The sequence below is a fragment of the Hyphomicrobium sp. CS1BSMeth3 genome, from assembly GCF_900117415.1.
Taxonomy (GTDB): Bacteria; Pseudomonadota; Alphaproteobacteria; order Rhizobiales; family Hyphomicrobiaceae.
This window is the reverse complement of the sequence record NZ_FPEI01000006.1, coordinates 877,634-891,224: the sequence shown is the minus strand read 5'-3', so window position 1 is coordinate 891,224 and position 13,591 is coordinate 877,634. Positions and strand designations below refer to the sequence as shown.

14 protein-coding genes and 1 tRNA gene are annotated in these 13,591 nt (G+C 65.7%); 10 read left to right on the top strand and 5 right to left on the bottom strand.

Translation table 11 applies throughout. The features are described from left to right. Positions 1-4: 4 nt before the first annotated feature. Positions 5-898: a 4-hydroxy-tetrahydrodipicolinate synthase gene (gene dapA / locus CS1BSM3_RS19250; RefSeq protein ID WP_072389624.1), complete on the bottom strand. Its 894-nt coding sequence runs from the start codon at positions 896-898 to the stop codon at positions 5-7. A 233-nt stretch (positions 899-1,131) separates the two neighbouring features. On the opposite strand from dapA, the gene CS1BSM3_RS19245 reads away from it, so the two are divergent. Then, positions 1,132-3,471 carry a lytic transglycosylase domain-containing protein gene (locus CS1BSM3_RS19245; RefSeq protein WP_143149284.1) on the top strand — a complete coding sequence of 780 codons (2,340 nt, stop codon included), beginning with the start codon at positions 1,132-1,134 and terminating at the stop codon, positions 3,469-3,471. A gap of 149 nt (positions 3,472-3,620) precedes the next feature. Here CS1BSM3_RS19245 and CS1BSM3_RS19240 read toward each other — a convergent pair whose 3' ends face one another. The 3 genes from CS1BSM3_RS19240 to mobA are packed head-to-tail and all read right to left on the bottom strand — an operon-like array spanning position 3,621 to position 5,956. After that, positions 3,621-4,379, bottom strand: coding sequence for an extensin-like domain-containing protein (locus CS1BSM3_RS19240; protein ID WP_083528735.1), 759 nt, complete (start codon positions 4,377-4,379; stop codon positions 3,621-3,623). Positions 4,380-4,418: 39 nt separating this feature from the next. Then, the gene (locus CS1BSM3_RS19235) at positions 4,419-5,339 is read right to left on the bottom strand and encodes a S8 family peptidase (protein WP_072389620.1); all 921 of its coding nucleotides are present in this window, start codon (positions 5,337-5,339) and stop codon (positions 4,419-4,421) included. Next, positions 5,336-5,956 carry a molybdenum cofactor guanylyltransferase MobA gene (gene mobA, locus CS1BSM3_RS19230; RefSeq protein ID WP_348532909.1) on the bottom strand — a complete coding sequence of 207 codons (621 nt, stop codon included), beginning with the start codon at positions 5,954-5,956 and terminating at the stop codon, positions 5,336-5,338. The genes CS1BSM3_RS19235 and mobA overlap by 4 nt, the downstream gene beginning before the upstream one ends. 192 nt (positions 5,957-6,148) lie before the next feature. Here mobA and CS1BSM3_RS19225 point away from each other — a divergent pair, with 192 nt between their 5' ends. Continuing rightward, positions 6,149-6,466: a hypothetical protein gene (locus CS1BSM3_RS19225; RefSeq protein ID WP_072389617.1), complete on the top strand. Its 318-nt coding sequence runs from the start codon at positions 6,149-6,151 to the stop codon at positions 6,464-6,466. A 2-nt stretch (positions 6,467-6,468) separates the two neighbouring features. Further along, positions 6,469-6,822 (top strand): hypothetical protein, encoded by a 354-nt coding sequence (locus tag CS1BSM3_RS19220; protein WP_072389615.1) that lies wholly within the window; start codon positions 6,469-6,471, stop codon positions 6,820-6,822. 5 nt (positions 6,823-6,827) lie between these two features. Here CS1BSM3_RS19220 and CS1BSM3_RS19215 read toward each other — a convergent pair whose 3' ends face one another. Continuing rightward, on the bottom strand, positions 6,828-7,511 hold the full coding sequence (locus CS1BSM3_RS19215; RefSeq protein ID WP_072389614.1) for a DJ-1/PfpI family protein: 684 nt from the start codon (positions 7,509-7,511) through the stop codon (positions 6,828-6,830). 84 nt (positions 7,512-7,595) lie between these two features. On the opposite strand from CS1BSM3_RS19215, the gene CS1BSM3_RS19210 reads away from it, so the two are divergent. From CS1BSM3_RS19210 to CS1BSM3_RS19180, 7 genes are all read left to right on the top strand, one after another. Beyond that, positions 7,596-8,327 carry a haloacid dehalogenase type II gene (locus tag CS1BSM3_RS19210; RefSeq protein ID WP_072389613.1) on the top strand — a complete coding sequence of 244 codons (732 nt, stop codon included), beginning with the start codon at positions 7,596-7,598 and terminating at the stop codon, positions 8,325-8,327. Positions 8,328-8,364: 37 nt separating this feature from the next. Next, positions 8,365-9,504 (top strand): DSD1 family PLP-dependent enzyme, encoded by a 1,140-nt coding sequence (locus tag CS1BSM3_RS19205; RefSeq protein WP_072389611.1) that lies wholly within the window; start codon positions 8,365-8,367, stop codon positions 9,502-9,504. Between the two features lie 32 nt (positions 9,505-9,536). Further along, on the top strand, positions 9,537-10,040 hold the full coding sequence (locus CS1BSM3_RS19200) for a DUF1801 domain-containing protein (protein ID WP_072389609.1): 504 nt from the start codon (positions 9,537-9,539) through the stop codon (positions 10,038-10,040). 12 nt (positions 10,041-10,052) lie between these two features. After that, entirely contained in the window at positions 10,053-10,505 is a 453-nt protein-coding gene (locus tag CS1BSM3_RS19195; RefSeq protein WP_072389607.1) for a DUF1801 domain-containing protein, read from the top strand. 190 nt (positions 10,506-10,695) lie between these two features. Next, positions 10,696-11,571 carry a 50S ribosomal protein L11 methyltransferase gene (locus CS1BSM3_RS19190; RefSeq protein ID WP_072389605.1) on the top strand — a complete coding sequence of 292 codons (876 nt, stop codon included), beginning with the start codon at positions 10,696-10,698 and terminating at the stop codon, positions 11,569-11,571. A 70-nt stretch (positions 11,572-11,641) separates the two neighbouring features. Then, positions 11,642-11,715: transfer RNA gene (locus tag CS1BSM3_RS19185), tRNA-Gln, on the top strand. Between the two features lie 170 nt (positions 11,716-11,885). Further along, positions 11,886-13,286 (top strand): tyrosine-type recombinase/integrase, encoded by a 1,401-nt coding sequence (locus CS1BSM3_RS19180; RefSeq protein WP_072389603.1) that lies wholly within the window; start codon positions 11,886-11,888, stop codon positions 13,284-13,286. Positions 13,287-13,591 lie beyond the last annotated feature (305 nt).

Here is a 13,591-nt window from a genome sequence, read left to right as displayed (position 1 = left end):
CGCCCTACTCGGCGGCTTTCACCTCGAGCAGGCCGGCGTGCGCGAGCGCGGCATCGACCGTCTTCTTGCTCGCATCCGTGAGCGGCGCCATCGGCAGACGGCAATCCGGGCTCTCGATCACGCCGAGGCGCCAGGCCGCGTACTTGACCGGCGCCGGATTGGTCTCGCAGAACAGCGCGCCATGGAGCGGAATGAGCATGTCCTGGATCTCCAGCGCGCGGCGGAAGTTGCCGGCGAGGCAGGCATTCTGGAACTCGGCGCAGAGCTTCGGCGCGACGTTCGACGTCACCGAGATGCAGCCATTGCCACCGTGCGCCATGTAGCCGAGCGCGGTCGCATCCTCGCCCGAAAGCGCGGCGTGCGGCTTGCGAATGAGCAGGCGATGCTGCGACTGACGCTCCATGTTCGCGGTGGCGTCCTTGATGCCGGCGAAGTTCTTGAGCTCCGAGATCCGCGCCATGGTCTGCGCGCTGATATCGACGACCGTGCGCCCCGGCACGTTGTAGACGATGAAGGGCAGGTCGACGGCGTCGCTGATCGCCTTGAAATGGAGGAAGAGCCCCTCCTGCGTCGGCTTGTTGTAGTAGCCGGTGGAGTGCAGGGCCGCGTCGGCACCCGCCTTCTTGGCAAAGGCCGTGAGCTCGATGGCTTCCTCGGTCGAGTTGGAGCCAGCACCCGCGATCACGGGAACGCGCTTCCGTGCCGTGCGGATGCAGAGGTCGACGACATGCATGTGCTCGTCGTGGCTGAGCGTCGGGGTCTCGCCCGTCGTCCCCACCGGAACGAGCCCGTGCGAGCCCTGCGCGATCTGCCAGTCCACGAAGCGCTGGAAGCTCTGATCGTCGACTTTGCCGTTCTTGAATGGCGTGACCAGCGCTGTGAACGAACCCTTGAACATGGTTTTCCTCCGCTCGTTGCTCGCTGTTTCACGCCCCGTTGCCGCCGGAACTAGGCTAAAAAGCCAAGGCCCGCGCCCACCATGCCCCTCGGGGCGGCTAGGCGCGGCACACGCTGACGTGGTTTCTGTATGTCACATTTCACCCTTGCCCGAAAGCCTGCACGTTTTGGCCTTATCCTGGTTCGATGCGCAAAAATCACGATTCGATCAGTGACGCCGGGGGAACGCTCGGGATGACAGCAACCTGGGCGATACCTGGACGCCCCCTACGGGCGCGCTCTTGGAGGCTCCTCGCCCCGCTTGCGGCCCTCCTCGCGGCGGCACCTCTCGCTCTGACGCTCGGCGCCGGCGTCGTCGAAGCCCAGAGCACCAAGACCAAGACCGCAGCCAAGAAAGCCGCACCGGCAAAGGCAGCAGCACAAAAGGCAGCGGCGCAGAAGTCCGCGCCGCCTCTTCCCGATCCCAGTCCAAACCGGATGGCAGACGCGCAGCCCGCGACAGAGACCACGGAGGACGGCGGTCCGGCGCCCCACGCCAAGCCTCCGACGGCCGTGCGCGCGGCCCTTCCGGGCTCACCCGAAGCCGATTATTTCGCGGCCATGGACAAGCTGATCGCGCCGCTGCGCGACAGTCGGATGTCCGCGGCGGATACCCAGCGCCTCAAGGATGCCCTCAAGGCGGTCGACGGCAATGACCCGGCGGAGGCGCGCGATCAGGCATCCAAGATCAGCGAGCCCGCCATCCGCACGCTCGTCACGTGGTATGCGCTCCGCACGGGAGCTGGCGCGGCGGCCGACTACACGAAATTTCTGGCCGAGAACCCCGGCTGGCCTGATGCCGCCCTTCTCAGGCGCCGCTCGGAGCAGCAGCTCGTCGCGGTGGGTGGTCCGGCCAAGGAGATCCTGTCGTTCTTCGGCTCGAATGCGCCGCTCTCGGGCTCAGGCGCGATCGCGCTCGCCTCGGCGCACCTCGCGCTCGGCGATGAGACCCGCGCGAAGGCGCTCGCAGTGAAGGCCTGGCGCGAGAACGACATCCCGGCGACGGCCGAAACGGGCTTTCTCGCGCGCTTCGAGCGGTTTCTCACGGCTGGCGATCACAGGCGCCGGCTCGATGTGCTTTTGATCGACGAGGGACGTTTCGCGGCTCAGCGCACGCCACGTGTGGCGGCTGCGCGCCGTCTGCTGCCCAAGCTTCAGGATGTCGAACGCAAGAAGGCCGAGGCGCGCATCGCGGTCTATGCGCGCGCCGGCAATGCCGCAAAGCTGATGGCGGGCCTTCCCGCATCCGCCAAGGAGCCGGCGTCCGATGCGGGCCTGCTCTTCCAGCGCATTCAGCTCGCGCGCAGCCAGGGCAAGGAAGAGGAAGTCGCCCGCTTGCTGCGGCTGGCGCCCTCCGAGGCCAGTGCCCTCGTCGATCCGGACTCCTGGTGGCTGCACCGGCGCTGGGCGATCTACGAGTATCTCGGCGAACGGCGCTACAAGGAGGCCTATGACCTCGCGCGCGCACCCGGCCCGCTCACGGTCAACCCGATCAAGGATGCGACCTTCCTCGCCGGCTGGATTGCGCTCCGCCATCTCAAGGACACCAAGGCGGCCGTCCTGCACCTCGAAGCCTCGCGCGAGAATGCCGATGGCCCGCTGAGCGCGGCGCGCGGCAACTACTGGCTCGCGCGTGCTCATGAGGCCCTCGGCCAGAAGAAGGAGGCGGCGCGCTTCTACGAGGAGGCGGCGCAGCGCATCGATACGTTCCACGGCGCACTCGCCCACCAGAAGCTCAACCCGGGTCCACAGGCAGCGCCCACTCCGCTGCCGACCATGCCGTCCTCGACCGTGGCGGAGAGCTTCAACGCCAATCCTCTGCTGCGCGCGGCCGTGCTCGCGCACTATGCGGATGTGGGACGCGGCATCTCGCGCATCATCGTCGCGCACCTGCGCACGAGCCTCAAGAGCGAGGCCGAGATCGCCATGCTCGCGCATCTCGCAAACGCGCTCGGCGACCATCAGATGGCGCTGCGCGTCGGCAAGACCGGCGTCGCGCGCGGCATGAACCTCATCGCTTATTCCTATCCGGTGCACCCCTTCCCCGAGTACAAGCCGCTGCGCCAATCGCCGGAGCGTGCGCTGCTGCTCGCCATTGCGCGGCAGGAAAGCGAGTTCAATCCCGAGATCATCTCGCACGCCGGCGCGCGCGGCCTCCTGCAGGTCATGCCGATCACGGCACGCCACATCTGCCGCGATCACAAGATCAAGTGCGACATCCCGCGGCTCGTCACGGACACGAGCTACAATGCGATGATCGCCAGCGCCTACATCGGCGATCGCAAGCAGGAGTTCTCGGGAAGCTATGTGCTGACGCTCGCCGGCTACAATGCCGGGCCTGGGCGCGCGCGCCAATGGATGCGCCGCTTCGGCGATCCCCGCACGCCCGAGGTCGATGCCGTCGACTGGATCGAGACGATCCCGTTCGAGGAGACGCGCGATTACGTCAAGAAGGTGCTCTCGAACATCCAGATGTATCGCGCCCGCCTCGGCGAGCCGACGCCGGTGCGGCTCGTCTCGGATTTGAAGCGATAGGCTTCACGAACGCCTCTTCCCCCTCTCTCCATTGTCTTCAATGGGGAGAGGGTCGGGGTGAGGGGCGGCCACGCTTGCTCGACGTCAGCGTATGCCGCCGCCCCTCACCCTAACCCCCTCCCCGCAAGGGCGGGGAGAGGGGACAAGAGCTATTTGCAGCGCGAGAGGAAGCCGCGGTCGTAGTGGAAGTGATCGCGGTGGAGGGCGTTGAACTCGGGCCCGATCGCAACGCGGAAGTAGCGGCACGCGGCAGAATGGATCTCGCGCAGGAAGCGCGCTTCCGCACCTGATCCCGACCAGTGGCGCACAACGCTGATCTGGCGGCCGCTCGCGAGCGTGAAAGCCGAGATGTCGAGCGCGTTCGCCGTCGCGTGCTCGCTGCGCACATCCGTCCACATCTTGCGGCCGAGCACATTGCGGCAGGCGTACGTGCCCATATGCTGCACGGACGTGACGCGCGATCCGAAGATCTCCACTGCGCGCGGCTGCACTTCGTGCGCCATCCACATGGCGATGCCCGCCGCTACCTCGCACGAGACCGTGCCGACGCTCAATGATGCGCCGCCCGCGCTCGAGATGCGCATGGCATTCTCCCAGCCGCAGCCATCCTTGATCGGGTTGTCGCGGACGGGCGAGGCGGAGATGACCGGGCCGCGCAGAACACGCGTGCACAGCTCCCGATCGCGCTTCAGCTCGGCAATGCGCCAGTCGACGAACCAGGCATTCGGCACGCTGAGATCAAGCGCCGGCAGCGGGCTCCAGCGTGCCGGCAGCAGGCCCTGGCGCATGACGACGAAAATGCTGGCCGCGACGAGCACCAGCAGCAGGATCGCACGCACGCGCGGCGCGCGTCGGCCTTGCCCGCGCGATGGCGCGCTCTGTTTGTCGGACTTGTTCTCGGCGTCCACCCTAACGCGTGCCCCCGCACCACCATCCCCTGAGGAACTTCAATAGCGCGTGCCACCATAGAGGCACAACGGGTCAAGCACCGGCGTCTCGCGCGGCCCTTCCTTGCGCACGGCGAGGGCCAGCAGTTGCTCCCGGAGCTCCTGCGCGCCGAGCGGCGCCTTGCCGTGCTGCGTGCACGCAGCGAGCCCCGCGGCGAGCGCTACCGCCTCGGTCGCATCCGCGGCGGTCGGGACGATGCCGGGAAACCACGAGCCGCCGCGCCCCAGCATGAGTGCATCGATGCGCGGGGCACCCGGCCGCGCGAGCGTGCCGCGCTCCGTGGTCTCGTTCACGGCGGCGACGATGAGCGCGCCCTTGAGATTGAGCGCTGCGGGAAACTGCGCGCGTCCCTGCGCGACAGCATCGGCATTCCCCGCGGGCAGGATCAGCAGATGATCGGGCACCTGGTCCGCTGCCTGCTGGAAGAATTCCCAGGTCTCGCGGCTTTCGCCCCAGAGCGGGACGGCGACGATCCGCGCCGGCGTCGTCGCCGTGAAAGCGAGAGCGCGCGCCAGCATAACCTTGTCATTCGGGTCGACGCGCACGGGGACGAGCCGCGCGTGGCGATAGGTCGAGAGAATGCGCCGCGCGAGGAGCGTATCGACCGCGCCATCATGGTTCTCAGGGAGCGAGGTTGCCGCATAAGGGCGATTGTCGTTGTCGATGAGGTCGTAGCCGATGACCTCGCCCTCGCCGTCGCGCGCGAGGCGGTCCTTGATCTCGGGATGGGTGTAGTCGATGCCGGTCGCAATCAGCGCGATCGCGATGCCGCCCGGATCGACGCCTGTCGGGACCGGCGGCTTGACCCGGGTCGCCTGGGCCAGCGCGGTCTCGCAGAGCGCGAACGCCAGCACGATGGCCGCAAGGGCGCCCACGTACTGCTGGAGCCACGTCAACTGGTCGTCCTGGCCTGCCCTCATGCGCGTTCCCTTTGACGCTCGAAGAGTTGCATCAGCGTTTCCGCCTCGGCGAGCTCCTCCGGCGTATTCACATTCAAGAACGGATCGACCGTGCGACCATCGATCTCGAACGGCGTGAAATCGACCGTTGTCATGCCCTCGGTCTCGACCCAACGATGAACCCGCCGCTCACCCGTCGCGAGCGCCTGCTCGAGCCGATCGGCGATGCCCACGGGCCACAGTGCGACCACGGGATGCACCCTGCCGGCCGACCGCGCCACCGCGCCGCCGGCCTCGGCCGAAGCCCGGGCCAGCCGCGACACCAGATCCAAGGGTATGAACGGTGCATCACTGGAAACGGTTGCCATGTGGGTTGCGGCGCACCCGGAGGCCCAGCGCAGGCCGGCCAGAACGCCGGCGAGCGGCCCTGGAAAGTCGGGTATCTGATCCGCGATCACGGGCAGGCCGAACGCCGCAAAGCGCGCTGGATCCCCATTCGCGTTGATCGCCAGGCGGCTGACCTGCGGGGCGAACCGCGCGAGAATATGCGCGAGCATGGGCCGGCCCGCGAGATCGGCGAGCGCCTTCTCGCGCCCGCCCATGCGCTGCGAGCGGCCGCCCGCCAGCACGACGCCCACAATCTCTCCGATCCCTGCTCGGCTCATGGCCGCACTCTACCAGCGCAGAATTGCCGGAAATAGGATGAGCCCGGCATATGTCCGAACCACGGTAAAGGGAATGCTACTGCGTGGACCTGCGCGCCGGCCGCCTTGCGCTCGCCCCGGACTTCGCAGAGAGTGACCCGCCTTCACGGATCGGACGCGAACATCATGCCCGCTGCCAATGCCCTGCTGGAGCACTGGTATTTCCATGTGCCCAATCTGGTCCTCGCCGCGCTCATGTATCTGATGGCGCTCTACTTCGTGACGATGCTCGCCTTTGGCTGGTCTATGCACGCGCAGGGCGCCTTCCTTCGCGTCTTCCACGGGGTCGTCAACCCCATGCTTCGCACGGTCCGCGTCCTCACGCCGCACATCGTGCCGAACGGCCTCGTGCCGGCGCTCGCCGTGGTCTGGCTGGCGGTGCTGCGCGTGCTCCTTTATTGGGGCTTTCTCGCTGCAGGCATCCGCCCGAAGATCGGAGCTTGAGCATGGCGCACGCCCACGACGAGCGGCAGTTCACGTTCCTGCGCCTCGTGCTGCTCGCCGGCATCATCGTCATCGCGATCTTCAACGGGCGAGGCTTCTCGCCGGCATTCGATCCCCTGCTCTATCTGCTGACACCCTTTCTGCGCGGCACCCCGCTCGGCACGCAGATGGGCTTCTTCTACACGACGTCCGTCCTGCTCTCGCTCATGACATTCATGTTCTCGGGCCTGCCGGCCGCGCTCTATGAACGCGTGCTTCGCCGCCGCTCGAGCTCGGTCGTGTCGCTGCTCATCTGGCTCGCCGTTGCGGCGCTGATGGCCTATCCGGCCTATCAGGCTTGGCAGGACATGTTCTGACCCGCTCAGCCTGCGAGGCGTGCCGCCGCCCGCGCGACGATCGCTGCACGCTCGGCCTGGCGCTTGGCGGCGGTCGTAAGAACCCGGTCCATGACGGCGGGGCCTGCCCCCTCCGGCGAGCCGGCATTGAACGGCGGGTGCGGATCGTACTCGATGCCGAGTTGGATGGCCTTTGCCAGATCCTCGCCGAAAGCCTCCGCCGCAACGCGCAGCGCGAAGTCGATGCCGGCCGTCACGCCGCCGCCCGTGATGAGATTGCCATCGACGACCACGCGCTCCGCGACCGGCGTCGCGCCCAATGCCGAGAGCATCTCGTGGCTCATCCAGTGTGTCGTTGCCCGCTTGCCCTTGAGCAGGCCCGCAGCACCGAGCACCAGCGCCCCCGTGCACACGCTCGTGACATAACGCGCGCCGGGTGCCTGCTTGCGCAGGAATGCGAGCGTCTCGGCATCTTCCATGAGCGGGTTCATGCCCGCGCCGCCCGGGACGCAGACGAGATCGAGCTGCGGACAATCCGCAAAGGTCGTATCGGGCATGATGCGCATCCCGCCGCCCGCCTTGACCGGCTCCAGCGTCTTCCAGATGAGCCGCACCTCCGCCTCGGGAAACTTCGTGAAGACCTCGTAAGGCCCCGTCATGTCGAGCTGGGTGATGTCCGGGAATAGCAGGAGGCCAATGCGGAAGGGCATAGTCTCAGTCCTTGATCTCATGGCACGCGGGGGCAACAATCCACGCCGAACACAACCACGAACAAGCAGAACGGAGCAAGGCCCATGGCAACCATCGAAGAGATCCTACAGCGCGAGACCAGGGCCCTCGTCTTCGACCTCTACGGCACCGTCGTCGACATGCAGTCCGGCCTCACCGCGGCCGTGACGCCGTTCCTCAAGAAGAAGAGCTGGGACGGCAATCCCTCGAGCTTCGTCACATGGTGGCGGCGCACGCACTTCGAGGACAGCATGATCGATGGCCTTCTCGATCGCGGCCACACACCCTATCGCCAGATCGGCCATCGCGCCGTGTCGCAGGTCATGGACCGCTGCGGTATCAAGCATACGCAGGATGAAGTGACCTGGCTCGTCTCGCAGATCGAGCTGCTCAAGCCCTTCCCTGATGTGATCGCCGCCCTCAATCAGCTCAAGACGCGCTACAAGCTCGTGATCCTCTCGAATGGCGATCGCGACATGCTGGAGAACGCGCGCCCGCACATCGGCTTTCCCTTCGATCGCTTCATCTCGGTGCAGGAAGCAGGCTACTTCAAGCCGCACTTCGCGACCTATGCCGCGGCCGAGGAGATCATCAACGCCGAGTGGCCTCATATCGAGCGCTCCGGCATCATTTTTGTCGCCAACCATGCCTTCGACTGCATCGGCGCCAAGTCACACGGCTTCCGCTCGGTCTTCATCGATCGCCGCAAGCGGCCCTTCGGCCAATCGCCGAACCAGCCGGACCTGATCGTTGCCAACTTCGCCGAATTGGCGGCAACTTTGGCACCACAAAGCTAAGCACGGCCCACGCTTTCGCAAACTGGAGCACATTGCGATGCCCACCCTGCCGCCGGCCTATCCGGGGATGCCCCTCTCCGAGGTGGATACACCCGCCCTCCTCATCGACCTCGATGCCTTCGAGCGCAACTTGAAGCGCATGGCCGATGCGGTCGGGAAGGCCGGCGTGCGCCTGCGCCCGCACGCGAAGACGCACAAGTCGCCGATCATCGGACAGAAGCAGATCGCGCTGGGCGCCGTGGGTCTGTGCTGCCAGAAGGTTTCGGAAGCGGCCGTGATGGTCGAGGGCGGCGTGCGGGATGTGCTCGTCTCCAACGAGGTGATCGGCGCGCGTAAGCTCGACCGGCTTGCGGCGCTCTCGCGGCAGGCGCGCGTCATCGGCTGCGTCGACAATCCCGTGGGCGTCGCCTCGATGGCGGCCGCCGCTGAGCGCAACGGCACACGCATCGACGTGATCGTGGAGATCAACGTCGGTGCGAGCCGCTGTGGTGTCGATCCTGGCGAGCCGGCTGTCGAGCTCGCGCAAGCCATCGCGCGAGAGAAGCATCTGCGTTTTGCGGGCTTGCAGGCCTACCAGGGGCGCGCGCAGCACTTCCGCACCATCGAGGAACGCCGCGCGGCCATCGACGAAGCCATCGCACGCACCAAGCAGACCGTGCAGGCGCTGAAAGGTGCGGGCCTCTCCTGCGACATCATCGGCGGCGCCGGCACAGGCACGTTCGAGCTCGAGGCGGCCAGCGGTATTTACAATGAGCTGCAGTGCGGCTCCTACATCTTCATGGACGCCGACTACGCCCGCAACAAGCGCGCCGATGGCGGCCCCTACGATACCTTCGAGCATTCGCTGTTCGTCTACGCGACGGTCATGAGCCTGACGCAGGCGGACCGCGCGGTTATCGATGCCGGCCTCAAGACCTTCACGTTCGAGTCCGGCCCGCCGGAGGCCGTCGGCTTTGCCGGCGCTGTGTACGAGCGCCCCTCGGACGAGCACGGCAATCTCAATCTCGCCCAGAGCAACACGCGTCCTGGGCTCGGCGACAAAGTACGGCTCATTCCCGGCCACTGCGATCCGACTGTGAACCTGCACGACTGGTATGTCGGCATTCGCGGCATGGAGAGCGCGGCGCCTGTCGTCGAAAGTGTGTGGCCAGTGGCCGCGCGCGGGGCCGTGTTCTAGCCCGCCACAGATCCACGAACGGAGCGAACTCAATGGCCGACAAGCCATCGAAGAAGACGGCGAAGCCCGCAAAGAAATCCGCAGCGGCTGCGAAGTCACCCAAGCCGCAGAAGGCTGCGCCGAAGAAATCCGCTGAGCCCAAGCTCCTCTCAGGCGGCAATCCGCAGATCGCGAAGGGCTATGGCGATGCGCCCGTGCAGGCCTATATCGCGGCCATGCCGGACTGGAAGAGCGATGTAGGACGCCGCCTGGACGCGCTCGTCACGCGCGCGATCCCTGATGTACAGAAGGCCGTCAAATGGAACTCGCCGTTCTACGGCATGGACGACAAGCACTGGTTCCTGAGCTTTCACTGCTTCGCGAAGTACATCAAGATCGCCTTCTTCCGCGGCGCATCGCTGCGACCCGTGCCACCCGAGACGTCGACGCAAAAGGATGTGCGCTATCTCCACATTCAGGAGGACGGGCAGTTCGACGAAGCCCAGTTCACGGCCTGGGTGAAGCAAGCGAGCAAGCTGCCCGGCGAGAAGATGTGAGCGCTGCCAACTCTGGAAAGGGCGGCAACCAACATGAAACCGAAGGCCAGCACGAAGGAAGGGCCCTCGCCCTCCGAACTCATCGACGCACGGATCGCGGAGCTTGGTGATTGGCGCGGCGAGATGCTCGCGCGCGTGCGCAAGCTCATCAGGCAGGCCGATCCCGAGGTGGTCGAGACGTGGAAGTGGCGCGGCGTCCCCGTGTGGGAGCACGACGGCATCATCTGCACGGGCGAGACGTACAAGGCTGCAGTTAAGCTCACCTTCGCCAAGGGTGCTTCTCTGGAGGACCCCCTGGGCCTTTTCAATGCCAGCCTCGAAGGCAATGCCCGGCGCGCCATCGACATTCACGAGGGCGACAAGATCGATGAAAGGGCCTTCAAGGCCCTCGTTCGCGCTGCCGTGGCGTTGAACACGGCCAAGCGGGGTGCTGCGCGTCCCGCTCGGAAAAAGCCGAAGGGCTGACCGAACTCTCAAATTCATAAAAGACGGGGGCCGGGGGTGTCCCCCGGTCGGGGTGTGGGGTCATGCCGGAGGCATGCCAGAGGCATGCGGCCCCACTCGCGCCGCAGGCGCGACCCCTCGTTTCCGCGTGCACAACGCCCTCGGTCCGGGTACACCGCGGGCCGGAACCAACAGGCAGCAGGCTCAACCTATGCACCGCGCCCGCATCATCATGAACGACGTCGGCGCGGCGCGCTCGATCGCGGGCCTCATCGAGGAGGCGGTAACGCACTCGCCCTTGGCCGTGAGCCTCTTCGAAGCGCCGGGCAATGGCTGGATCATCGACGCGTACTATGAGGACGCGATCGAGGCAGCGACGATCACCGGCATCATCGGAACCGACGCGCGCGTTTCCATCGAAGCCGTGCCAGATGAGAACTGGGTCGCGGTGAGCCAGGCGGGCCTGCCGCCCGTCGCGGCGGGGCGATTTCTCGTTCACGGCAGCCACGATCGCGCGATCGGCCGCAAGCACCGCAATGCGATCGAGATCGATGCCGGCGAGGCTTTCGGCACCGCCCATCATGCAACGACGCTCGGCTGCCTGCTGGCCATCGACCGGCTCACGCGCCAGCGGCATTTCGGGCGCGTGCTCGATCTCGGATGCGGCTCGGGCGTACTCGCCATTGCAGTGGGGCGGGTGCTGCCCGCGGCCACGATCACGGCGAGCGACTTCGATCCCGAGGCCGTGCGCGTCGCGCGCGAGAACGTGTACAAGAATGCGCTCGGGGATCGCATCAACCTCGTTGCCGCGCTCGGCCTCGAGCATCCCCTGCTTCGCCGTCGCGTGCCCTTTGATCTGGTCGTCGCCAACATTCTTGCGGAGCCCCTGATCCGTCTCGCGCAAAGGCTCGCAAAGGCCGTTCCTCCCCGAGGGATCGTGGTTCTTTCGGGGATCCTGCAATCGCAGGCTGCGGCGGTGCTGGCGGCCTACACTGCGGCGGGATTTGCGCGGGTCCGGGCCGACCGCCTGAACGGCTGGGTCATCCTGACGCTCGAGCGCCGCGGGCAATATCCGCAGGGGCGGTGACAGGGTTGCGCCGAGGGGCGACGCTTGATAAGAGAGGCCTCCCAGCGCGCCGGCCCTGACCGGCGCCTGTTGGGGGATCGTCTAATGGTAGGACTGCAGACTCTGACTCTGCCTGTCTAGGTTCGAATCCTAGTCCCCCAGCCACATCTCCGAGCACACTTAATATTCCCTAATATCAGCCACTTACGGATGCTCCGTGGGCATCTGCTCCCCCATGCGCTCCCCCAATGCTCCCCCAAAGAGGGTTGCACTGACCGTCTGACTTGCTGTTTGATGACCGCTTCGCAGGTTCATTCGGCTGTCGAGTTCGTGCCATGGCATCGCGTCTCCAATACGATCACCTAGAGTTCCACGGTAGGCAGTGGCGGGCGGTATTCCGTGTCCCTAGGCATCTTCAAGCGACCATCGGAAAGACAGTCTTCAAGAAGGGGCTCGGGACCGACAGCCGTAGCGAGGCCGAAGTCAGGGCATGGCCGCATCTGCGAGAGTGGAAGACGCTAATCAAGGAAGCCGAGCGCAAAGCAAAGGCAGCGCCGCTTGATCCGATTGTGGCTCGGGCGCTCGACTATCGAGAGCTTCGCGACGACTTCAAGGGACACATCGAGCGCGACGGCCGGGCATCGGACATCGCCGTAATGGAACTGCTCGAAACAGAGGTGTTTGACGACGATGCAGCCGAAATAGCGAAGCAGGCTTCCCCGGAGAAGGCGAGAGAATACCTCGGCATCATCAAAGGCGAGCGGACGCCGATTACCGTCCACATCGACCAGTGGATGACGGATCTCGATGGGCACGTGAAGCCTCGCACGCTCAAGCACTACGCTGACGCGATCCGCCACCTAGCAGCGTTCGCGACCGAGCACGGGCTCCCTCAGACGCTGGAGGCGTTCGACAGGCGCGCGGCGGGCGACTTCATCTCCAAGCGTTTCATCGCACCCAAGGCCAAGTACAAGACAGCTCGCAAGTATGTCTCCGCGCTGTCGTCCTACTGGCGCTGGCTTGGGGACAAAGGCAAGTTGCCACTCGGCTCGGACAATCCTTGGCGTGGACAGAGACTGCCGCCGAGGAGCGCTCCCAAGTTCAACAACGATGGCACGATTGAAGATAACGAGCCGCGCCCCTTCACTGACGATGAAGTCTCTCGCCTCCTCCACCCAGGCAAGCCGGATGACCCCGTGCTCATGGAGTTCATGCTCATTGCAGCACTCAGCGGAATGCGCCGGGAGGAGATAGGCCGCATTCGTGTCCGCGACGTCGACCTTCTTGGGCTCTCAATCGATCTTCCCCGCGCCAAGACCAAAGCCGGCATCCGCGCTGTGCCACTCCATCGTGACCTCGCGTCGCTCATCGCCAAGCGAGTGTCCGGCAAGGCATCAAGCGCGTGGCTGTTCCCTGAGCTGCCAGACGACAAGGAGGGTCGCCTCGCGGAGCGTGCCGATGAGGTCGGCAAGCGGTTTGTCACCTACCGTCGCAGCGTCGGTGTTGACGAAAGGCTACCCGGAGAGAAGCGCTCCCGAGTGGACTTCCACTCGTTCCGCAGGTGGTTTGCGACCAAGGCAGAGCAGGCCGGCATTCTTCCGCACATCATTGCTGCGGTCGTGGGCCACAAGACGAACCGCGAGGGGATGACCTTGGGGACATACTCGGGCGGTCCCTCGATGGAGCAGCGAAGGGCTTGCGTCCAGGCGGTGGCTCTCCCACAGGTGACACTGTGAAAGCGGGACCGACAGCTAGTTGGGGGGGCTTTAATAGACGTGGGACCGTGGGAGGCAGCCAGTTGTTCGGGCATTAATAGATGACGGATCGTCGCCATGACCCTCCCCAGGTAGAGCATCAGCTCAACCTCTCGGTGACCAGTTGGTGACCCATTAATAGATGACGGATCGCCCCTCCCCGGCGCCAGTTGTGCTCCCTTTAATAGATGACGGATCGTCCCCCCGACCTCCCTCCGGCCCTCCCCAGGTAGAGCATTGGGGCAACCTCTCGGTAGCCAGTTGTGGGCTGTTTAATAGATGACGGA

What these genes read in the sequence shown, in the direction of transcription:
- CS1BSM3_RS19245 (WP_143149284.1), top strand. Translation starts at nt 1,132, where the DNA reads ATGACAGCAACCTGGGCGATACCTGGACGCCCCCTACGGGCGCGCTCT.
- CS1BSM3_RS19225 (WP_072389617.1), top strand. Translation starts at nt 6,149, where the DNA reads ATGCCCGCTGCCAATGCCCTGCTGGAGCACTGGTATTTCCATGTGCCC.
- CS1BSM3_RS19235 (WP_072389620.1), bottom strand. Translation starts at nt 5,339, where the DNA reads ATGAGGGCAGGCCAGGACGACCAGTTGACGTGGCTCCAGCAGTACGTG.
- CS1BSM3_RS19205 (WP_072389611.1), top strand. Translation starts at nt 8,365, where the DNA reads ATGCCCACCCTGCCGCCGGCCTATCCGGGGATGCCCCTCTCCGAGGTG.
- CS1BSM3_RS19180 (WP_072389603.1), top strand. Translation starts at nt 11,886, where the DNA reads ATGGCATCGCGTCTCCAATACGATCACCTAGAGTTCCACGGTAGGCAG.
- CS1BSM3_RS19215 (WP_072389614.1), bottom strand. Translation starts at nt 7,511, where the DNA reads ATGCCCTTCCGCATTGGCCTCCTGCTATTCCCGGACATCACCCAGCTC.
- CS1BSM3_RS19210 (WP_072389613.1), top strand. Translation starts at nt 7,596, where the DNA reads ATGGCAACCATCGAAGAGATCCTACAGCGCGAGACCAGGGCCCTCGTC.
- CS1BSM3_RS19200 (WP_072389609.1), top strand. Translation starts at nt 9,537, where the DNA reads ATGGCCGACAAGCCATCGAAGAAGACGGCGAAGCCCGCAAAGAAATCC.
- CS1BSM3_RS19220 (WP_072389615.1), top strand. Translation starts at nt 6,469, where the DNA reads ATGGCGCACGCCCACGACGAGCGGCAGTTCACGTTCCTGCGCCTCGTG.
- CS1BSM3_RS19190 (WP_072389605.1), top strand. Translation starts at nt 10,696, where the DNA reads ATGCACCGCGCCCGCATCATCATGAACGACGTCGGCGCGGCGCGCTCG.
- dapA (WP_072389624.1), bottom strand. Translation starts at nt 898, where the DNA reads ATGTTCAAGGGTTCGTTCACAGCGCTGGTCACGCCATTCAAGAACGGC.